The organism is Streptomyces sp. NRRL F-5727 (assembly GCF_000719555.1).
Lineage (GTDB): Bacteria > Actinomycetota > Actinomycetes > Streptomycetales > Streptomycetaceae > Streptomyces.
Genome location: NZ_JOGX01000015.1, coordinates 19,990 through 41,045 on the forward strand (window position 1 = coordinate 19,990; position 21,056 = coordinate 41,045).

A 21,056-nucleotide genomic window follows, 5' to 3' on the forward strand; every position below is an offset into this window, starting at 1 on the left:
CTCAGTCCAGGATCGTCGTCAGGAACTCCCCGGTCCAGGCCAGCAGTTCGCGCCCGACCAGCGGCTTGCCGCCGATCGGCCGGGTCGCCGGGCGCGGCACCAGGATCTGGTGGACGGCCGGCTTGACCACCGACTTCGGGTGGAGGCGCTTCAGCCGCAGCTCCTGCGACTCCCGCAGCTCCACCGGGGCGAAGCGGATGTTCGGGCCCTGGAGGACGATCTCGGCCACCCCGCAGGACCGCGCCAGCATCCGCAGCCCCGCCACCAGGAGCAGGTTCTCCACCGGCTCCGGCAGCTTGCCGTAACGGTCGGTCAGCTCCTCCCGTACCGCCCTGATGTCCTCCTCCGTGTTCGCCGAGGCGATCGCCCGGTACGCCTGGAGGCGCAGCCGCTCGCCGGGCGCGTAGTCGTGCGGGACGTGCGCGTCGACCGGCAGCTCGATCTTGACCTCCAGCGGCGGCTCCTCCTCGACCCCGCCCTCCAGCGAGGCCCGGTAGTCGGCGACCGCCTCGCCCACCATCCGTACGTACAGGTCGAAGCCGACGCCCGCGATGTGACCGGACTGCTCGCCGCCGAGCAGGTTGCCCGCGCCGCGGATCTCCAGGTCCTTCATCGCCACGTACATGCCCGCGCCCATCTCGGTGTGCTGGGCGATGGTCGCGAGCCGCTCGTGCGCGGTCTCCGTGAGCGGCTTCTCCGGCGGGTAGAGGAAGTAGGCGTAGCCGCGCTCGCGGCCCCGTCCGACCCGGCCCCGGAGCTGGTGCAGCTGCGACAGGCCGAAGTTGTCGCCGCGCTCCACGATCAGCGTGTTCGCGTTGGAGATGTCGATGCCGGACTCGACGATCGTCGTCGACACCAGCACGTCGAACTTCTTCTCCCAGAAGTCGACCACGACCTGCTCCAGGGCGCTCTCGCTCATCTGGCCGTGGGCCGTCGCGATCCGCGCCTCCGGGACGATCTCGCGCAGCCGCGCCGCCGCCCGGTCGATCGAGTCCACCCGGTTGTGGATGTAGAACACCTGCCCCTCGCGGAGGAGTTCGCGGCGGATCGCCGCGCCGATCTGCTTCTCCTCGTACGGGCCGACGAAGGTGAGGACCGGGTGCCGCTCCTCCGGCGGGGTGGTGATCGTGGACATCTCCCGGATGCCCGTCACCGCCATCTCCAGCGTCCGGGGGATCGGCGTCGCCGACATGGTGAGCACGTCGACGTTGGCCCGGAGCTTCTTCAGCTGCTCCTTGTGCTCGACGCCGAAGCGCTGCTCCTCGTCGACGATGACCAGGCCCAGGTCCTTGAACTTTGTCTCCGAGGCGAAGAGCCGGTGGGTGCCGATGACCACGTCGACCGAGCCGTCCTTCAGCCCCTCCAGGGTCGCCTTGGCCTCCGTGTCCGACTGGAAGCGGGAGAGCGCGCGGACGTTGACCGGGAACTGTCCGTACCGCTCGGAGAAGGTGCCGTAGTGCTGCTGGACGAGCAGGGTCGTCGGCACCAGGACCGCGACCTGCTTGCCGTCCTGCACCGCCTTGAACGCGGCGCGCACCGCGATCTCCGTCTTGCCGTAGCCGACGTCGCCGCAGATCAGCCGGTCCATCGGGACCGTCTTCTCCATGTCCTCCTTCACCTCGGCGATCGTCGACAGCTGGTCGGGCGTCTCCGCGTACGGGAAGGCGTCCTCCAGCTCCCGCTGCCACGGGGTGTCGGGGCCGAAGGCGTGGCCGGGGGCCGCCATCCGGGCGCTGTACAGCTTGATCAGGTCGGCGGCGATCTCCTTGACCGCCTTCTTCGCCCGCTGCTTCGTCTTCGTCCAGTCCGCGCCGCCGAGCCGGTGCAGCGTGGGCGCCTCGCCGCCGACGTACTTGGTGACCTGCTCCAGCTGGTCCGTCGGGATGTAGAGCCGGTCGCCGGGCTGGCCGCGCTTGGCGGGGGCGTACTCGACGAGCAGGTACTCGCGGGTCGCGCCCTGCACCGTGCGCTGCACCATCTCCAGGTAGCGGCCGACGCCGTGCTGCTCGTGCACGATGTAGTCGCCGACCTCCAGGGTCAGCGGGTCGATGGTCTTGCGCCGCTTGGCCGGCATCCGCTGGCCGTCCTTGCCCGCCGCCTTCTGGCCGGACAGGTCGGTCTCGGTCAGCACGGCCAGCTTCAGCGCCGGGTCGACGAAGCCGAAGTCGATGGAACCGCAGGCCACGTGCACGACGGCCGGGTCGACGTCGGTCAGGTCGGCCGTCAGCCGGGCCGGGATGCCCTCGCCGCCCAGCACCTCGACGGTGCGGGAGGCGGGGCCGTGGGCCTCCGTCACGTACACCGTCCGCCAGCCGTCGGCCAGCCAGCCCTTGGTGTCGGCGAGCGCGCGGGCGGTGTCGCCGCGGTACGTCTCGGGGGCGCGCATGCCCAGCGTCAGGGTGTCGCCGTCGGCCTCGGCGTCCGCCGCGAACGGCGACACCGACCACCACATCATGCCGAGCTCCCGCGCCCGGTCCCGGACGTCGGCGATCCCCCACAGGGAGGCCGCGCCGACGTCGATCGGCGCCTCGCCGCCGCCGGCCGTCGCCGCCCACGACGCCTGGAGGAACTCCTGGCTGGTGGCGACGAGGTCCGCGGCCCGGGTCCTGACCCGCTCCGGATCGCAGACGACGGCCATCGACCCGGTGGGCAGGACGTCCAGCAGCAGCTCCATGTCGTCGACGAGGACCGGCGCCAGCGACTCCATGCCCTCGACCGCGATGCCCTCGGCGATCTTGTTCAGCATCTCGCCGAGCTCCGGGTGCTCCTCGGCGAGGGCCGCGGCCCTCCCCCGCACCTCGTCCGTCAGCAGCAGCTCACGGCAGGGCGGCGCCCACAGGCCGTGCTCGGCGACCTCCAGGGAGCGCTGGTCGGCGACCTTGAAGTAGCGGATCTCCTCGACGTCGTCGCCCCAGAACTCGATCCGGAGCGGGTGCTCCTCGGTCGGCGGGAAGACGTCCAGGATGCCGCCGCGGACGGCGAACTCGCCGCGCTTCTCGACCAGCTCCACGCGCGCGTACGCGGCGGCGGCGAGCCCCTCGACGACGTCGTTCAGGTCCGCCGTCTGCCCGGTCCTGAGCGCCACCGGCTCCAGGTCCCCGAGCCCCTTCACCTGCGGCTGGAGGACGGACCGGATGGGCGCGACGACGACCGAGACGGGCCCCGCGGCCGGGTCGTCCGGGCTCGGGTGGGCGAGCCGCCGCAGCACCGCGAGGCGGCGGCCGACGGTGTCCGAGCGGGGCGAGAGCCGTTCGTGCGGCAGCGTCTCCCAGGACGGGTACTCCACGACGGTGTCCGGGTCGAGCAGCGACCGCAGCGCCGCCGCCAGGTCCTCGGCCTCCCGGCCGGTCGCCGTCACCGCGAGCACCGGCCGCCCCGAGTCCCGGGCCAGCGCGGCCACGGCGAAGGGCCGGGCGGCGGCCGGCCCGACCAGGTCCACGTGCGGACGGTTCCCGTCGAAAGCGGCCGTCATCGCCTCCTCAAGGGCCGCGTCCTTGACGACGAGGTCGAGCAGACCGTGCAGGCTCATGGGGCTTCCATCCCGGTACGTACGAGGGTGAACGGAGGAGTGGACAACGCGAACGGCCCGACACGTCACACGGGCCGGGGCCTCCACCCTACGACGGCGGCCCGCCGGGGGCGCGGGGGATCACCCTCGCCCTCCCGGCTGCGGGATCGGGGGCCCGACGTCCACGGTCCGGGCAGCCGTACGGCCCCGGCGCGCACCAGAGGCGCCGGGGCCGTACGCGTACCACCGCTCCCGCTAGTCGCTCGCGATCGCGTTCAGGACGTTCATGCGGCCCGCGCGGAAGGCCGGGACCAGGGCCGCGAAGAGGCCCACGAAGGCCGAGCCGACGAAGACCGTGACGATCGTCGGCCAGGGGATCTCCAGGACGCCGAAGCCCTCCAGGGCGAGGAGCCGCTGGGCCGCCGTGCCCCAGCCCATGCCCAGGCCGAGTCCGAGCAGCGCGCCGAAGAGCGCGATCACCACCGACTCCAGGCGGATCATCCTCCGCAGCTGGCGGCGGGAGAGACCGATCGCCCGCATGAGGCCGATCTCGCGGGTGCGCTCCACCACCGACAGCGCCAGGGTGTTCACCACGCCCAGGATCGCGACGACGATCGCCAGCGCCAGCAGCCCGTAGACGATGTTCAGGAGCTGGCCCACCTGCTTCTGGAGGGCCTCCTTGTAGTCGGCCTGGTTGGAGACCTTGTACTGGGGGTACGCCGCGAGCGCCTCCTTCAGCGACGCGTACGCCGCCTCCTGCTGCCCGTCCCGGGCGCTCGCGAGGAGCAGCACCGGGGCCGGCATCCGCTCGGCCGGCACGTGCGCCCGGGCGGTGGTGACGTTCGTGTACATGGCGCCGTTGTCGACGTTCCCGCTGTCCAGCGTGATCGCCGCGACCTTCAGCTTCGCGGTCGAGCCGTGGGCGAAGGCGACGGAGAGGGTGTCGCCGACCCGCACGCCGTGCGCCGTCGCGTAGTCGCTGCCGACGGACATCGCGCCCGGCCCGTAGGCGGCCGCCAGGTCCCCGGAGGCGACCTCGCGCCTCAGGTCCCGCGCGTACGCGGGCTCGGTCGCGGCCAGCCACTCCTGGGAGACCCCGCCCGCCGGGTCCGTGATCCGCACGTCGACGGGCCGGTACTCGGTGACGTGGTCCAGGCCCGCCGCCTTCTCCACCGCCGCCTGCGCCTGCGGCACGATCGGCGCGCCCATCGGGTTCTGCACGATGAAGTCGGCGCCGACGGACCGGTCCAGCTCCTCGGTGGCCGAGGCGACCATGGAGGAGCCGACCACCGAGAGGCAGGCGACCAGCGCCAGGCCGATCATCAGGGCCGCGCCGGTGGCGCCGGTCCGCCGCGGGTTGCGGAGCGCGTTCCGCTCGGCCATCCGGCCGACCGGGCCGAAGACCCGCAGGACGACCGCGCCGAGGACCCGTACGACCCCGCCCGCGAGGACCGGGCCGACGACGACGAAGCCGAGCAGCGACAGCACGACGCCGACGCCCAGCCACAGGGAGCCCGTCCCGGCCTTCTCGGCCTGGGTCGCCGCCCACAGCGCGCCGCCGCCGGCGAGCGTCAGCAGCAGGCCGAGGGCGCCGCGGAGCCGGCCGGCCCGCCCGTCGGCGGGGGTGCCCGCGTCGCGGAGGGCGGCCATCGGGGAGACCTTGCCGGCCCGGCGGGCCGGGACGTAGGCGGAGAGGACGGTGACGAGGACGCCGAGGGCGAGGCCGACGACCGGGGTGGTCCAGGCGACGGTGAGGTCGCGGGTGGACAGCTCCATGCCCATGGTGGACATGAGCTCCATCAGGCCGACGGCGAGGCCGACACCGGCGGCGACACCGGCGACCGAGCCGATCACGCCGAGCATGACCGCCTCGACCAGCACCGACCGGTTGATCTGCCGGCGGTCGGCGCCGATGGCCCGCAGCAGGCCGATCTCGCGGGTGCGCTGGGCGACCAGCATGGAGAAGGTGTTGACGATGAGGAAGACGCCGACGAGGAAGGCGATACCGGCGAAGCCGAGCATCGCGTACTTCATGACGTCGAGGAAGCCGGCGACGTCCTCCCGGCCCGCGTCGGCCGCCTCGGCGGCGGTCTGGAGCGTGTAGCCGTCCCCGAGGGCGGCGGCGACCTGCGCCTTCAGCGTCTCGTCGGGGACGCCCGGCTTCCCTTCCACCATCACCTGCGTGAACAGGCCCTCCTCGCCCAGGAGTTGCCGCTGCGCGGTCGTGGTGTCGAAGTAGACGACGGTGGCGCCCGGGTTGGTGACCTTGAACTCGACGATGCCGGAGACCGTCGCGGTGAAGTCGCCCGCGGCGGAGATCGTCCGGAGGGTGGCGCCGAGCTTCAGGCCGTGCTTGTCGGCGGTGCCGCGGTCCACGACCACGTCGGCCGGCCCGCGGGGCTCACGGCCCTCGGCGAGCTGCACCGAACGGAGCTCGTACGGGCTCCAGTTGACGGCGATCGTCGGGGCGCCGCCGGTCGGTCCGACGTTCTTGTTCCGCGCGTCGACGACGGTGACGCCCAGCGAGGTGACGGAGCCCTGCGCCTCGGCGACGCCCTCCGCCTTCCGCACCTCGGCGACGACCGAGGCGGGGAAGGAGTCGGGGCGGCCGGTGTCCGGGGTCTCGTCCGACGGGTCGGCCCCCTTCGCGGAGACCGTGACGTCCGAGGCGGTGACCGCGAAGAGCTTGTCGAAGGTCGTGTTCATCGTGTCGGTGAAGACCAGCGTGCCGGACACGAACGCGACCGAGAGGAGCACGGCGACGGCGGAGAGCGCCATCCGGCCCTTGTGCGCGAGGAGGTTTCTCAGCGAGGTGCGGAAGACGGTCACGACGTCCGCCCGCGCGCGTCGAAGTCCTTCATGCGGTCGAGGACGGCGTCGGCGGTCGGCCGCTCCATCTCGTCCACGATCCGCCCGTCCGCCAGGTACAGCACCCGGTCCGCGTAGGAGGCGGCGACCGGGTCGTGGGTGACCATGACGATCGTCTGCTCCAGCTCGTCCACCGACTGCCGCAGGAAGCCGAGGACTTCGGCGCCGGCCCGCGAGTCGAGGTTGCCGGTCGGCTCGTCCCCGAAGATGATGTCCGGCTTGGCGGCGAGCGCCCGCGCGACGGCGACCCGCTGCTGCTGGCCGCCGGAGAGCTCGGCCGGCCGGTGCTTCAGCCGCCCGGCGAGCCCGACCGTGTCCACGACCCGGTCCAGCCACGCCCGGTCGGGCCTGCGGCCGGCGATGTCCATGGGCAGCGTGATGTTCTCCAGGGCGCTCAGCGTCGGCAGCAGGTTGAACGCCTGGAAGATGAAGCCGATCCGGTCCCGGCGCAGCTGGGTGAGCTTCTTGTCCTTGAGCCCGGTGATCTCGGTCTCGTCGAGGAAGATCTGCCCGCCGGTGACGGTGTCGAGGCCGGCGAGGCAGTGCATCAGGGTCGACTTGCCGGACCCCGAGGGGCCCATGATCGCGGTGAACCGGCCGCGGGCGATGTCCACGTCGACGTGGTCCAGCGCGACGACCCTGGTCTCCCCGGAGCCGTACGCCTTGACGACCTGCCGCGCCCGCGCGACGGCCGTACGCCCTCCAGTACCCCCGTGCCTGGGGATGGTCACAGCCGTGGTCACGATTCTCTCCTACGCGGTGGTGGTGGCTTGTAAGAACAAGCTAAGAACGGGCCTGGCCGGTTCTCGTCCTCCGCCGGAACGACCGTCCCCTGGCTCGTATGGGGGAGGTCCCCCTAGGGGTTCCTCGGCCCCTGGTCGGAGTGAGACCCTGTCCGCGCACATTTAGGTGTACGAAGAAAGGAAGCGTCGCGTGGTGACGGACGGGAGAACGGCCCCGAGACGGACCGGCCAGGAGGAGCCCCCCGCGGACCGCCGCCGCGGCGCCGTCGTCGCCGCCCTCATGCTCTGCATGGCGCTCGCCGCCCTCGACGGCACGATCGTCGCCACCGCCGTCCCGCAGATCGTCGGCGACCTCGGCGGACTCTCCGTCTTCTCCTGGCTCTTCTCCGGCTACCTCCTCGCCGTCACCGTCACCCTCCCCGTCTACGGCAAGCTGAGCGACACCTTCGGCCGCAAGCCCGTCCTCGTCGCCGGAACGGTCCTCTTCCTCGTCGGCTCGCTCCTCTGCGCCGCCGCCTGGAACATGGCCGCCCTCATCGCCTTCCGCGTCGTCCAGGGCCTCGGCGGCGGCGCCCTCCAGGGCACCGTCCAGACGATCGCCGCCGACCTGTACCCGCTCGACGAGCGCCCCAGGATCCAGGCGCGGCTCTCCTCCGTGTGGGCCACCGCCGCCGTCGCGGGCCCGGCGGCCGGCGGCCTGCTCGCCGGGTACGCGGACTGGCGCTGGATCTTCCTCGTCAACCTGCCGGTCGGCGGGCTCGCCCTCTGGCTGATCCTCCGCCACCTCAGGGAACCCGCCAGGGCCCCCCGTACCGTCCCGGTCCGCGTCGACTGGCCGGGCGCGCTCGGCGTCTTCGCGACCGGCGTGCTGCTGCTGACCGCCCTGGTGCAGGGCGGCGTCGCCTGGCCCTGGCTGTCGGCGCCGTCGCTGGGGCTGCTGGGCGGCGCGGCGGTGCTCGCCGCCGTCACGGTGGTCGTCGAGCGCCGGGCGGCGGAGCCGATCATCCCCGGCTGGGTGTGGCGGCGGCGCACGATCGCCGCCGTCAACGTGGCGCTGGGCGCGCTCGGCCTGCTGATGGTCGCCCCGACCGTCTTCCTGCCGACCTACGCGCAGACGGTCCTCGGCCTCGGCACCGTCGCCGCCGGCTTCGTCCTCTCCGCGTGGACGCTGAGCTGGCCGATCACGGCCGCCTTCTCCGACCGCGTCTACACCCGCGTCGGCTTCCGGCTGACCGCCGTCCTCGGCATCTCGGGCGCCCTGGCCTGCCTGCTCGCCTTCCCGTTCCTGCCCTACCCGGGCGAGGCGTGGCAGCCGGCCCTCCTGATGCTGGTGCTCGGCGGCTGCCTCGGCCTCTTCCAGCTGCCGCTGATCGTGGGCGTGCAGTCCACCGTCCCGTACGAGGAGCGGGGCACGACGACGGCGTCCGTCCTCTTCTGCCGCCAGGTCGGCCAGAGCCTCGGCGCGGCGGCGTTCGGCGCGGTCGCGAACGGCGTCCTCGCCGCCCGCCTCGGCGCCGACACGGACCTCGACACCCTGGCCCGCTCCCTCCCCGCCACGGAGACCGTCCGCCACGCGGTCGACGCCGCCGTGGACCGCGTCTACTTCGGTGCGGCGGCCGCGGCGGCCCTCGCCCTGCTGGCCCTCCTCGTCCTGGCGCCCCGCCGCTTCCCGGTCCTGAAGGACGCCACGGACGAGCGACGCTAGCGGCCGCCGGGGCGCCCGCCCGAGCGGACGGAATACCCCCGGACAGCGGCGGGTTGGAGCGCATCATGCGACCCGCCGCGGAGAGCCCCGACTCCCTCCACCCCCTGCTGGCCGACCGGTTCAGCCCCTCCCGCTTCGACCCGTCGGCCGCCGTCGACGACCGGACGCTGGGCCTGCTCCTGGAGGCCGCCCGCTGGGCGCCGTCCGCCGGCAACTCCCAGCCGTGGAGCTTCTTCACGGCCCGCCCCGGCGAACCGGACCACGCCCGGCTCCTCCCCCACCTGGCGCCCAGCTCGGCCCGCTGGGCGACGGACGCGGGCCTGCTCGTCGTCACGCTCACCCGCCGGTACGTCGGCGAACCGGACGTCCAGTACTCCGAGTTCGCCGACTACGACCTCGGCCAGGCCGTCGCCCACATCACGGTGCAGGCCCAGGCGATGGGCCTGGCCGCCCACCAGTTCCGCGCCTTCGACCTGGACGCCCTCACCAAGGACCTGGACCCGGCTCCCGGCTGGGCGATCGTCTCGATGATCGCCCTGGGCCGGGCGGCCGAACCCCCCGCCCGCCTCCGCGAACGCCGCCCGGTGGCGGACCTGCTGGCGGCGCCCTGGGCGTCGCAGGAGTAGCCCGTCGCACACCCCCGTCACGGGCGGTGGCCACGCCCCGGCGGGACGGGCGGCCCCGGCGCGTCCGGGGTGTAGAAGCTGAGGTTGACGCGGGCGCCGGGAGCGGAGACCGGTTCGGCCAGGCAGGTCGTGAGGACGCCGGGGCCGTGGACGGCGTGGTGGATGGGGAGCTCGGAGCCGTCCGCGTAGGCGACGGGGACGGAGGCACTGGCCCGGTAGAGGGGGCCGACCAGCGGGTCGGCGAGGACGGCGCGTTCGAGGGAGGCGAGCAGGAGGCTGTCGGGGCGCGCCTCCACGCTCTGTTTGAAGTGGGGCACCATGGCCGGCGCCCAGCGGGTCTCCCAGTCCGTCAGGGTCTCGGTGCGGGCCCGGACGTCCAGCAGCAGGTACCGCATGACGTTGAGCGGCGCCCGGCCCGGCGGGAAGAGACGCCGGAACTCGGCGTTGTGGGCGATGACGGTGTACTCGGCGTCGCTGACGTACGCCACCGCGCCGTCGATCCTGTCGACGATCTGCTGCCACATGCCGGCGACGGACATGCCCGAGCCGCTGTGCAGCGTGCGGGGCGGGTTCTCCTTGCGGGTCAGCCGCCAGAGGAACGTCCACTCCTGCTCGCTCAGACCGAGGATCTTCGCGACCGCAGCGAGGAAATCCCCGCTCGGCCGGGGCAGTCTGCCGTTCTCGAAACGGTTGTACGTGCCCCGGGACCGCAGCAGCAGGTCGTCCATCTGTTCCTGGCTCAGCCCGGCGGCCCGCCGTCCCGGCCCCGGCGAGCGCCGGGGAAAGCCCCTGCTCGTGGGATCGATCGCGGCCCGGCGCTCCTGGAGGACCCGCTTCAGGGAGCGTCTGTCGTCAGGGGAGAGGCGCACCTGGGGACCCACCTCGTCGGTCGGGCCGCAGGGGCGGCCGGCGAAGAGCTTCCGGACGGCCAAGATTATTGTCTGCGATTTCCTCGCATGGAAAGGGACATCCGGCAGGAGGAAGACTCTGCTCCCGACACGGGACCGCGCCGGATGCGCCGACGCACCGCGCGCCCCTTGGCGGAACGAGGAGGAACGACACCCATGGGAACGAAGCGCAGACTGGGCACGGCGGTACTCGCCACGGGGCTCGCCCTCGCGGGGATGACGGCCACGGCCCCGACCGCGGCGGCGGCCACGTGCCCGGCGGACCGGCTCTGCCTCTCCGAGTACTACGACCTCAACACGATCCACGCGACGATCGCCAGCACGAAGGCGTGCGTCAGCATCGCGGGCCTCGGGCCGTACGACTTCGAGTTCGGCATCGCCTCGTACAGGAACAACCTCCCCGTGAAGGCCGCCGTCTACAGCAAGATGTCGTACGGGTACAAGTACGACGGGACGATCCAGCCCGGCGGCGCCAGCTCCAACACGTACGGCAACTTCGGTCTCTCCGGGCTGATCTGCACGGGCGGCGCCACCCCGTGACCCCCTGAGGCTCTGGGTCGGGCTCGGGGGAGTCGATCCGGAGCCGAGGGCCCCGAGGACCGGTCCTCGGGGCCTTCGGCGTCCCCGGCTCCGGCTCCCGGTGGTCGCCCGGGGCCGGGCGGCGGGGGCTCGGCCGGGTCAGAAGCGCTCGGTCGCCCCCGGCGCCAGCCCGGTCCGCAGGGACGCCCTGAACGGCGCCCGCCAGTCGCCCGTACCGGCGTAGAAGAAGTCGACGGAGCCGTCGGAGGCCAGCAGGTCCTGCCGCCCGTCACCGTTCGCGTCGCCGATGCCGACGAGCTGACGGAAGACCCCCCAGCCACCGCCGATCCGCACGCGCTGTGCGAAGGTGCCGTCGCCCTTGCCGAGGTACAGCCACAGGACCCCGTACCGGTCCCGGGCGACCAGGTCGCCCGCGCGGTCGCCGCCGAGGTTCCCGGTGGCGGTGAGGTCGTTGTAGATCCCCCAGCCGCCGCCGACCCGCTTGCGGGTCTTGAACGGCGCCGAGGCGTTCCCGGTGCCGGCGTAGAGCCACAGCACGCCCGCCCGGTCGGTGGCGACGAGGTCCGCCCGGCCGTCACCGGTCAGGTCGGAGCCGCCGGCGAGCCTGTCGTACGTGTTCCACCCGCCGCCGATCCGGACGCGCTGGCGGAGCGGCTGCCGCAGGTCGCCCGCGCCCTGGTGCAGCCAGAGCACTCCGCTCCGGTCCCGTGCGACGACATCGGCGAGCCGCGAGCCGGCGACGTCGCCGACCGACTCCAGGCGGTCGTACGCCGCCCAGTCGAAGTCACCGCCGAACGCCGCCTCCTGGAAGGCGAAGGGTGCCCTGGTGGCCGGGTCGAGGACGAGGTCCACGGCCTTCGCGCGTCCGCCGGTCCGCGTCAGAAGCTCGGGCGAGCCGTTGCCGTCGAAGTCGTGGAGCCCGAGGGCGCGGTGGACGGTGAACGTCCCGTAGGCACTGACCGGCTCACCGAGCCCGCTGAACTGCCTCGCCTCGAACTTCCAGCTGTACCGGCCGGCTTCGGCGGGACGGCCCAGCGTGTTGAAATCCTCGCCCTTCCACGTGAAACCGATCCCGTCCGGCCCCATCGGCACCAGGTTCCCGATCACGACCGGCTCGTCGCCGAGGGGACCGTCCATGCGGGTGATCGTGACGCGCGCGTTCCCGATCCGCCCGGCCAGCTTCCACCGGAACAGTTCCGACTTCGTCCGGCTCAGGTCGATCGTGTCGGGCACCTCGGCGCCCCCGTACACGAGGACGGACGGCTCGCCCGTGCTCGCGACGAGCTCCGCGACGGGCAGCCCCGCAGGGTCCAGGGTGATCCGGTACAGACCCTCGCCGTGCTCGACCGAGCCGCCCCGCGCCATCAGAGAGCCGCCCGGCCCCGGCACGAGCCAGCCCATCGTGTCGAGGACCCGCACGGGCGTCCCGCTGCCGTCCGCGCGCTCCGCCATCAGCGCTCCGCCGGTGCTGATCGTCTCGGGCCGGGTGATCCCACCGTGCACCAGCCATCCGCCGAGCAGGGCGTACGGGTCGAAGGCCGCGACGCCGGTTGTCCGGACCGGCCCCGTCCCGCCTGTCCCCCGGGCGGCGACGGCCACTCGGGTCGGGGCCGTCTCGTCGACCCAGGCGACGTGCGACGCCGAGACGGAGACGGGCGGGCTGTTGTAGGGGTTGGCCCGGGGGAAGTCGTCGGTGACCGTGCCCGAGGCGACGTCGAGGACGCTCCGGGTGTACCGGGGGGCATCCTCCGGCCCGGCGACGACGACCAGGGCGGCCGTGCCGGCGGTGGTCTCGGTGACCCGGAATCCCCTGATGTCGGTGGGGAGCCCCGCCACCGGTCGCTGCTGCGGGCCGTCCGGGCCCGGGGTGACCAGCCGCCCCTCCACCGTCCCGTCCGCCTTCTTCAGATGGGTGACGAGAGTGCCGCCCACCGCCCCCCGGTAGACGTACCGCTCGCCGTCCTCCGCCAGCGCGTCGAGGTCCACGACGTACGGCTGCGCCCCCGAGGCCAGGTCGCGGACGGTGAACACGCGCGCCTCCGCCAGCGAGGTCGAGTGGTTCCCCGTCACGAGGACGTCTGAGGCGCCGACGACGTACCGGTCGCCGGTCGGCGCATCGTGCACCACCTGCGAGACCCCGGTCGCGTAGGAGGTCCAGCTCACCGTGTACCGGAACCGCGTGAAGAAGCCCTTCTCCCCGCCCCCGAGGAGCTCCACGTACCCCTTCGGGTACGGCACCGTCGTGGACTGCTGGTCCTCCGCCGCGTACGCCGCCCCGGGCGCGGCGAACGCCGGGGCCGTGACGCCCGCGGCGGCGAGGGCGACGGTGAGCGCTGCTGCGGCGATTCTGCCGCCGTGCGGACGTGCGTGGATCATGTGTGCGGGTTCCCCTCCCTGGTGAAAGATCGAGAGAGTACCGCTTCCCGCAGGTCAGGTGCTGTGGGGCTTCCTGGGCGAGAGGCAGAAGGGGTGGCCCGCCGGGTCCAGGAGGACGCGCCAGCGGTCGGGGTGGGGCTGGGTGGGCGGGAGGGTGGCGCCGAGGGCGGTCAGCTCGGTCACCGCCGCGTCGAGGTCGTCGACCTCGAAGTCGAGGTGGAGTTGGGCCGGGACCTCGCCGTCCGGCCAGGTCGGCGGCCGGTGGTCGTCGGCCCGCTGGAAGCCGAGGACCAGGCCGTGCTCCCCGACCAGGCCCGCGAACTCCGCGTCGGAGCGCTCGTGCAGCGGGAGCCCGGTCGCCCGCGCGTAGAACGCGGCGAGGGCGAGCGGGTCGGGGCAGTCCAGGTTCACGGCCGTCAGCCGCATCCGCAGAGGCATGGGCGGGAGCCTAGGAGGCGGCGCCGTCCTCCGCCTCGGGGTTTTCACCGGAGCCGGCCCCCGGACCCGGACCCGGACCGGCCCCCGGACCCCGACCCGGACCGGCCCCCGGACCGGGCCCGGGCTCCCCCGCCGCCCCGGCCGCCTCCTTCCCGTCCGGCTGCGGGGCCGTCACCCGGCCCGTCAGGGCCGCCAGCGAGGTGCGGATGTGCTCCATGTGGGCGTGGATCTCCTCGCGCGCCTCGTCGTGCTCGCGCAGGACGCGGTCCGTCTCGCGCTCGATCCGCTCGCCCTTCATCCGGGCCTCCGCCAGGATCTCCTCCGCCCGCGCCTCGGCGTCCTCCTGGCCGTGCCGCGCCTCCTCCTCGGTGCGGGCGAGGGCGCGGCGGGCCTCCTCCAGGCGGGCCTCGGCCTCCGCGACCTGGGCGGCGTGCCGGGCGTCCAGCTCCGCCGCGGCGGTCTCGGCGGCGCGCTCCGCCTCGGCGCGGCGGGTGCGGTGCTCCTCGGCCTGCCGGTCCAGCAGTTCGGCCGCGCGGTGCCCGGTCTCCTCGTACGCCTCCGCCGCCGCCGTCCTGGCGCCCTCGGCGTCGCGGCGGGCGATGGTGCCGAACTCCTCGGCCCGTTCCCGGGCGGCCTCCAGGGTCGCGCGGGCCTGCGCCTCGGCCGCGGCCCGTACCCCCTCCGCGTAGGCGCCGGCCGCCTCCCGGGCCTCGCGGGCCGCCGCGTCCGCCGCCTCCGCGAGCGCCTGGGCCTCCGCCTCGGCGGCGCGGACGAGCCGCTCGTCCTCCTGCTCCGCGAGCTTCAGGATCTGCTGGGCGGCCTCGCCCAGCTCCTCGTACCGCTGCGGCTTCAGCGCCGCGACGGCCTCCCGCAGCGCCGCCAGCTCCGTCTCCATCTCCTTGGCGAGGACGGTGAGCCGCGCGGCCCGCTCCCATGCCTCGTCGCGGTCCCCCGACAGCGCGGCGAGGTAGCGGTCGACCTGCTCCGGGCGGTACCCCCGCCCCCGTCCGACGGCGAAACTCATCCTGGCGCCCCTTCCCTCCGGTCCCCTCCAGGATGCGGCATAAGAACGGACAAAAGGCGCCCGACGTGATCACACATCGAGCGCCCTTCGTCACATTCTGCTCTGACGGAGCCTCAGGCGCAGGTCAGAGCAGGCCGTCCCACATCTGCTCCAGCAGCACCGACCACCAGTTCTCCGGCGACGACAGCGCCGCCGGGTCCAGCATCGCCAGCTGCGCCTGGAAGTCGACCGTCCAGCGCCCCGCCTGCTCCGGCGTCAGCCCGAACCGCAGCCGCCACATCCGCCCCAGCAGCGCCATGGACCGCACGAACTCCGGCAGCCCCGTGGACACGAACTGCGGCGGCACTGACGCCCCGCCGGGCCCGGCCTCCACCGGCACCGCCACGATGTGCGCGGTCCCGTACTGGACGCAGATCGCCCGCCCGAAGTCCGAACCGAGCACCAGGTAGGAGCTCGCGTCCGGAGCCGCCTGCACCTGCCGCTGCTGCGCCAGCTCCGCCAGCGTCGGCACCACCGGCATCGCCGGCTGCGCCCAGAAGAACGGCCCGAAGTCCGCCGGCAGGCCCGCCCACATGAGCGTCACCGCCACCAGCTCCGGCACCCCCTGGCGCGACACCGCCCGCTGGTCGAACCGGAGGATCCCCGGCCCGAACGCACCCGCCAGCTCCTGCGCCACGCCCTCCGGCGGCAGCGGCGGCGCCGGCTGCACCTGCGGCAGCGGAGCCCGTACCGGCGCGGGCCGCGCCGGACCGTCCGCCACCTGGTGCAACTCGCCCTGGTGCGTGAGCAGCTGACGCATGCCCTGCTGCCGGCCGGCGTGATCCCGGCCGTACGGGGCGATGCTGGTGATCCGCGCCTGCGGCCACGTCTCGCGGATCATCCGCGCGCAGTAGCCACCGGGCAGCTCACAGGACTCCAGCTCCGTGTGCAGCTCGAGGACCTGCTGCGGCGGCACACCGAGCCCGCGCAGCTCGTGCAGGATCTGCCACTCCGGATGCGGGGTGCCCGGCGCCGAACGCCGGATGATCTGCTGCTCCGAACCGTCCGGCGCCCGGTACCGCAGCACCGCCTGGTACCCGGGGCCCACCGTCGGCACGCCGGCCGGCGGCTGCTGCGGATACCCGTACGCCGGAGCCGGAGCCGGAGCGGGGGCAGGCGCGGGGGCGGGCACCGGCGCGGGCGGCCGCGGCGCCGCCGGAGCGGGCCCCGGCGGCGGCAGCGGCGCGCCCGGACCGGCCGGACCCGGCTGGGCGAGCATCGTCGGCGCGTGCTCGATCCCGTGCGCCGGCGTCCCCGGACCACCGGGAGCGCCCGGCGGCGGGGGCGGGGGCGGCGGCGTCTGGCCGCCACCGGGACCGGCGGGCCCCGGATGCGCCAGCATCGTCGCCGCGTGGTGCACCGGCTGCGGAGGCGTCACCGGACCCGGCGGCGCGGGCGGCGGAGGCGTCCCCTGCTGCCCCGGAACGGGCGGCGGCGTCTGCGGCACCAGCTGCGTCGGTACGTACGCGGGCGCGGGCGCGGCCCCGCCCGAGGTCCCGCCGGGAACCCCCGGCGCCCCCGGCGGAGGCGGCGGCGCCACCGGCCCACGGGCCGCCGCCTTCTTCGGCGGCAGCGTCGCCTTGCTCGTCGCCGCGTCCGCGATGTCCCCGGCCCCCGGCACGACCGGCGGAACCGCCGGCGGAGGCGGCGTCGCCCCCGGCGCGGGCGCCGGCGTCACGCCCGGCGCCGCGGCCGGAACCGGACCCGGAACCGCGGGCGGCGGCGTCGCACCCGGCGGCGGAGGCGCCGCCGGGTCCAGACGGGGCGCCACGGCCGTCTTCGGCAGCGCGCTCCCGCCCTGCATCAGCGCCGTCGGCGCGTCCGCGCCCACCACCGGCACCGGCGAGTCGTCGTCGTCCGCGCCCGACAGCGGCGGCGCGAACACCGTCGCCGGCAGCGGCACCCCCTCCACCCCGCCGGACGACGCGTTCGCGTCCACCCACGGGCTGGCCGGCGCCGACGCCGGAACCCCGTCCATCGCCGTCGGCTCGTACTCCGCGTCCGACTCCTCCGAGGACACCGAACCCGCGACACCGCCCGTGCCGGCACCCGCTTCGGGCCCCTCGGGCTCCTCGGACTCCGCCTCGGACCGCTCCTCCTGCGACGCGTTCGGCCGCTGCGGCAGACCGATCTTGTCCGCCGCGTCCTGCAGCCACTCCGGCGGACTCAGCAGGAACGACGTCTGGTTCAGGTCGATCCGCGCCGGCGGCGCCGACGCGGCCGGCGCGGCCTCCTCACCCGCGGCCCCGTACTCCTCCTCGTACCGCCGGATCACCTCACCCACCGGCAGCCCCGGCCACAGCGTGCCCTCGCCCGAATCCCGCGCGATCACCAGCCGCTGCCGGCCCGTGTCGGCCGTCGGACCGCCCTCGCGGTCCTCCGCCCACACCACGAAACCCAGCCCGAACTCCCGCACCTGCACCTCCTGGTGCTGATACGGAGGCAGATCACCGTTGATCCACTCCTCGGCGCGCTCCTGCGCCTGCGCGAACGTCACCACAGCCGGCTCAGCCTCCCACCGGGACCACGGGCACGGCGCGCGCGAAGCCGCCGTCCACCATCAGGTTCGCGACCGTCTCCAGCTCCGGCGGATTGCCCGCCAGCCGCAGCAGAAACGCGTCGAAGTCCACACCACAGGGCAGCAGCAGCCGCTCCACCCGCTCGTTCACCGACCAGCCGGCGGCCTCCTCGCCGGAGTCCCGCACGTCGTCGTACGCGCAGAACCACACCGAACCGACCGCCGCACCGCGCACCTTCACCGCGATCAGACCACCCTGCACGAAAGCCACCCCCAGGTAGTCCTTCGTCAGGTGGTCCCGCAGACACTTGTTGACGTAGACGAGGTCGTTGACCCCCGCCTCCTCGCGCACCGTGAAGAACGGCTGGTCCACCAGGAGCCCCAGCTCCGCGTCGAGCGCCGCGCCCACCGGAGCGCACCCGCCCGCCGCCTTCAGGAACGAGCGGTACGCCCCCGGCAGCCGGTAGCCCAGGTCCTCCTCGACGCCCTGCAACTGCTGCTCCGACACCGCCACCCGGCCCTTCGGCAGCCCGAAGTGCACCGGACGCGTCTCCTGCAGCGGCCGCGTGCCCCGCTTCGCGTGGTCCACCGCCGCCGTCGCCACACCACCGTGATGCCGCAGCAGCGCCTTCACCTCGACCGGCACCAGCTCGAGCCGCCGCGAACCCGCCACGTGGTGCCACGTCCAGCCGTGCGGCGTCGCCACCGCCGGAATCGTGTCCCACAGCTCGTGACCCGTCGCCGCCATCGCCGCGTTCGCCGACACGTAGTCCGTCAGCCGCAGCTCGTCGACGCCGAAGCCCTCCGGAGGCTCCGCGATCTCCGCCGCCGCACGCGCGTACGGCGAGAAGTCCGGAAACCCACGCTCGTCCACCCGGACCCCGCGCGGATGCCGCGAGGCGCGCACCGGATCCGGGAAACGCACGACCTGCCCGGCATAGGCCGCGTTCGGTGGCACGGACTGACCGAGCCGACCTGTCGTCATGGCGGTTGCCCCCTGCATGGCGTCACTGGCTGCTGCTTGCTCCTGCTGCCGGACGCCACTGCACGCAGCCGCGCCCGACCGATCCCGCACAGCCTATGCGCTGCCACAAGACCACGAACCGGCCCGCGCCCCCACCGGCCCGCCCCGCACACCCACCGTCACCAACCGTCACGAAGCCATGACAGGCCGACCACGGCTCCGACACACCGACAAGCCGAAACCCCCACCCAGCTTCCCCATATGGCTCCCTATTTGGCAGGCTGTGCACCGCAACTCGGGGGATTGCAGGAGGGGAAGACCAGCACCATGTACGCCAGCACGACGCCCACGCAGGGTGACCCACGCCTCAACTGGAGCAGCGACACCGACCACGGGCGCGCCCCCTTACTGCTCCACCGCCGCGACGGCATCCTCCCCGCCGTCGGCGCCGCCCTGTCCGTCCGCGGCGAGACCCTCACCTGCACCGCAGGCCGCGGGGACAACCCGCCCGTCCTCCACGCCCTCGTGCAGGACTTCCTCGACACGCTCACCAGCGGCCAGCGCGAACGCTTCACCGGACGCTGTCCGGAGGCCATCCTGCTCTCCCGGCACCTCAGCGCCGCCGAGAACAACCGCTCCAAGCGCGCCCAGCGCAAGCCCCTCACCCCCGGCGAGGCCCGCCGCAGCCTCAAACACGCCAAGATCACCGCCCGCCGCATCCGCGAGGACGGCGACCCCCTCCACGGCAGCTACGCCGCCCCCTGCCGCTCCTGCGCCGCACTCCTCGACCACTTCGGCGTCCGCACCGTCACCCCCACCGAGAACGGCTGACCCGGCCCATGTCCGACACCACCCGCTTCCCCGTCAACGTCGACGCCGCCCTCCGCGACGCCGGCTGGCAGCCCGGACGCTGGGACATCAAACGCGCCGAGGAATGGGCCGACACCCTCCGCGCCCACGTCTCCCCCGCCGGCCACCGCCACAGCGTCTTCCCCGCCGCCGTCGAAGCCTGGGCCGAGTTCGGCGGCCTCCGCCTCACCGCCCCCGGCCACGGACGCCAGATAGCGCCCGCCACCCTCCACTTCGACCCCCTCGCCGGCCTCCACCTCGCCCGCACCCTCGCCGACCTCGGCCGCGCCCTCGGCACCGAACTCGCCCCCCTCGGCGAGGAGGGCGACCACCAGGCCGTCCTCGCCATGGACGCCGAAGGCCGCGTCTACAGCCTCGACCACGCCGGCGACTGGTACCTCGGCCGCGACATCGACGCCGCCCTCGCCACCCTCGTCACCGGCACCCAGCCCACCCGCCTCACGGCCGGCTAGTCCCCGACCGGGATCACCGCCGACACCTTGAAGCCGCCGGCGTCCGTCGGGCCCGACACGAAGACGCCGCCCAGCCGCGCCACCCGCTCCTTCATCCCCACCAGACCGTTCCCCCCGCTCGGCAGCCCCGCGTCCGCCGCACCCGCGTCCGACGGACCGTTCTCCACCTGCATCGCCACCTCGGACCCCCGGTGCGCGAGCCGCACCACCACCTCCGCACCGGGCGCGTGCTTGTGCACGTTCGTCAGCGCCTCCTGCACCACCCGGTACGCCGTCCGCTCCACCTCCGGCGGATACGCCCCCGCCTCCCCCAGCTCCACCAGCTCCACCACGGTCCCGGCCAGCCGCGACTCCTGACACAGCTCCTCCAGGGCACCCAGCCCCGGCCCCGCCGCCGCCTCCGCCGCCGCCGCGGCCGCCCGCCCCACCGCCGCCAGCGGCACCGCCGCCGGAGCCACCGCGGGCTCCTCCTCCCGCAGCACCCCCAGCATCTCGCGCAGCTCCGTCAACGCCTGGCGCCCCATGTCACCCACCAGCGCCGCGTTCCGCACCGCCTTCTCCGGATCCTTCAGCGCCACCGCCTGCAACGCCGCCGCGTGCACCACCATCAGCGACACCCGGTGCGCCACCACGTCGTGCATCTCCCGCGCGATCCGCCGCCGCTCCTCCTGCCGCGCCCACTGCGCCCGCTGCTCCGCCCGGTCCGCGAGCAGCGACAACTCCTGCTCCAGCGAGTCCGCCCGCTCCCGCAGGCTCTCCATCAGCCGCCGCCGCGCCCCTATGTAGAGCCCGAACAGCAACGGCGGCGCGTTCAGGCCCAGCGTCATGAACAGCGCCATCACCGGCACGTACCAGGTGCTCGGATCGAAGTCGTCGGCCTGCGCGGCGATGTCCCGCCGCATCTCCACCGCCGTCACGACGAACACGGCGACCGTCGCCATCCCCGCGAGCAGCGCCGTGTACCGCCGCGGCACCTCCGACGCCGCCAGCGTGTACAGCCCGACGATCCCCATCAGGAAACCCATCTCGGCCGGCGCCACCGCGATCGACACCAGCACCACGGTGATCGGCCACCGCCGCCGCACCAGCAGCACGGCCCCCACCAGGAACCCGAACAGCGCCCCCAGCGCCTCCGGCGCCCCCGCCTTCGAGGCGAACGACACCCCCTCGACGGCGCACTCCACCGCCGACGCCAGCGCCAGCCCGACATCGAGCACGACACTCCGCCGCCGCTCCCACCACCACACGGCCCGCGCGCCCGGCGCGTCCCGATCTGCCCCCGTTGCGGTCATGCCCCCACCCTACGGGCGCCCCCCTGGGTCTTCGGCGGCATCTCGACGGAGCCCTTTCCGCGAACCGTCTCCGGTATGGTCTGAGGCGCCGTCCCCTGTGGTGTAACTGGCAGCACACTGGTTTTTGGTACCAGCAGGACAAGGTTCGAATCCTTGCGGGGGAGCCAGCGCTCGCGCGCGACCGT

General features: G+C 74.1%; 15 protein-coding genes and 1 tRNA gene. 6 read left to right on the forward strand and 10 right to left on the reverse strand.

Features of this window, described 5'->3' with window-relative positions; all coding sequences use genetic code 11:
- Position 1: 1 nt before the first annotated feature.
- The 3 genes from mfd to IF73_RS0113610 form a co-directional block, all read right to left on the reverse strand.
- Positions 2-3,529: a transcription-repair coupling factor gene (gene mfd, locus IF73_RS0113600; protein ID WP_031007201.1), complete on the reverse strand. Its 3,528-nt coding sequence runs from the start codon at positions 3,527-3,529 to the stop codon at positions 2-4.
- Between the two features lie 234 nt (positions 3,530-3,763).
- Positions 3,764-6,337 carry an ABC transporter permease gene (locus IF73_RS0113605; RefSeq protein ID WP_031007203.1) on the reverse strand — a complete coding sequence of 858 codons (2,574 nt, stop codon included), beginning with the start codon at positions 6,335-6,337 and terminating at the stop codon, positions 3,764-3,766.
- Complete coding sequence (locus IF73_RS0113610; protein WP_031007205.1) at positions 6,334-7,119, reverse strand: ABC transporter ATP-binding protein; 786 nt, start codon at positions 7,117-7,119, stop codon at positions 6,334-6,336. Before IF73_RS0113610 ends, IF73_RS0113605 begins: the two co-directional genes overlap by 4 nt.
- A 193-nt stretch (positions 7,120-7,312) precedes the next feature.
- Between IF73_RS0113610 and IF73_RS0113615 the strand changes: the two genes are divergently transcribed.
- Together IF73_RS0113615 and IF73_RS0113620 are read left to right on the forward strand one after the other, a co-directional pair.
- Positions 7,313-8,824 (forward strand): MFS transporter, encoded by a 1,512-nt coding sequence (locus IF73_RS0113615; protein ID WP_234338225.1) that lies wholly within the window; start codon positions 7,313-7,315, stop codon positions 8,822-8,824.
- A 65-nt stretch (positions 8,825-8,889) separates the two neighbouring features.
- Positions 8,890-9,450, forward strand: coding sequence for a nitroreductase family protein (locus IF73_RS0113620; RefSeq protein ID WP_031007209.1), 561 nt, complete (start codon positions 8,890-8,892; stop codon positions 9,448-9,450).
- Positions 9,451-9,467: 17 nt separating this feature from the next.
- Here the strand turns inward: IF73_RS0113620 and IF73_RS37620 are convergent, their stop codons facing one another.
- On the reverse strand, positions 9,468-10,382 hold the full coding sequence (locus IF73_RS37620; protein ID WP_051716754.1) for a helix-turn-helix domain-containing protein: 915 nt from the start codon (positions 10,380-10,382) through the stop codon (positions 9,468-9,470).
- Between the two features lie 132 nt (positions 10,383-10,514).
- Between IF73_RS37620 and IF73_RS0113630 the strand changes: the two genes are divergently transcribed.
- Positions 10,515-10,898, forward strand: a complete 384-nt coding sequence (locus IF73_RS0113630) for a hypothetical protein (RefSeq protein ID WP_031007213.1) — start codon at positions 10,515-10,517, stop codon at positions 10,896-10,898.
- 138 nt (positions 10,899-11,036) lie between these two features.
- On the opposite strand, the gene IF73_RS0113635 is transcribed toward IF73_RS0113630, so the two are convergent.
- The 5 genes from IF73_RS0113635 to IF73_RS0113655 all read right to left on the reverse strand — a co-directional run bounded on the left by IF73_RS0113635 (position 11,037) and on the right by IF73_RS0113655 (position 18,278).
- Positions 11,037-13,274, reverse strand: coding sequence for an FG-GAP repeat domain-containing protein (locus IF73_RS0113635; protein ID WP_031007215.1), 2,238 nt, complete (start codon positions 13,272-13,274; stop codon positions 11,037-11,039).
- A gap of 54 nt (positions 13,275-13,328) precedes the next feature.
- Entirely contained in the window at positions 13,329-13,712 is a 384-nt protein-coding gene (locus IF73_RS0113640; protein WP_031007217.1) for a VOC family protein, read from the reverse strand.
- A 10-nt stretch (positions 13,713-13,722) separates the two neighbouring features.
- The gene (locus IF73_RS0113645; RefSeq protein ID WP_234338226.1) at positions 13,723-14,736 is read right to left on the reverse strand and encodes a cellulose-binding protein; all 1,014 of its coding nucleotides are present in this window, start codon (positions 14,734-14,736) and stop codon (positions 13,723-13,725) included.
- Positions 14,737-14,860: 124 nt separating this feature from the next.
- Positions 14,861-17,275, reverse strand: coding sequence for an SUKH-4 family immunity protein (locus IF73_RS38620; protein ID WP_051716756.1), 2,415 nt, complete (start codon positions 17,273-17,275; stop codon positions 14,861-14,863).
- 7 nt (positions 17,276-17,282) lie between these two features.
- Entirely contained in the window at positions 17,283-18,278 is a 996-nt protein-coding gene (locus IF73_RS0113655; protein ID WP_031007224.1) for an SMI1/KNR4 family protein, read from the reverse strand.
- 306 nt (positions 18,279-18,584) lie between these two features.
- On the opposite strand from IF73_RS0113655, the gene IF73_RS0113660 reads away from it, so the two are divergent.
- Positions 18,585-19,088 carry a YwqJ-related putative deaminase gene (locus tag IF73_RS0113660; protein WP_031007227.1) on the forward strand — a complete coding sequence of 168 codons (504 nt, stop codon included), beginning with the start codon at positions 18,585-18,587 and terminating at the stop codon, positions 19,086-19,088.
- 8 nt (positions 19,089-19,096) lie between these two features.
- Complete coding sequence (locus IF73_RS0113665) at positions 19,097-19,579, forward strand: SUKH-3 domain-containing protein (RefSeq protein WP_031007228.1); 483 nt, start codon at positions 19,097-19,099, stop codon at positions 19,577-19,579.
- On the opposite strand, the gene IF73_RS0113670 is transcribed toward IF73_RS0113665, so the two are convergent.
- The gene (locus IF73_RS0113670; RefSeq protein WP_031007230.1) at positions 19,576-20,871 is read right to left on the reverse strand and encodes a sensor histidine kinase; all 1,296 of its coding nucleotides are present in this window, start codon (positions 20,869-20,871) and stop codon (positions 19,576-19,578) included. The two genes, IF73_RS0113665 and IF73_RS0113670, sit on opposite strands and share 4 nt — an antisense overlap.
- Before the next feature lie 91 nt (positions 20,872-20,962).
- Here IF73_RS0113670 and IF73_RS0113675 point away from each other — a divergent pair.
- Positions 20,963-21,038 (forward strand) — tRNA-Gln (locus tag IF73_RS0113675).
- Positions 21,039-21,056 lie beyond the last annotated feature (18 nt).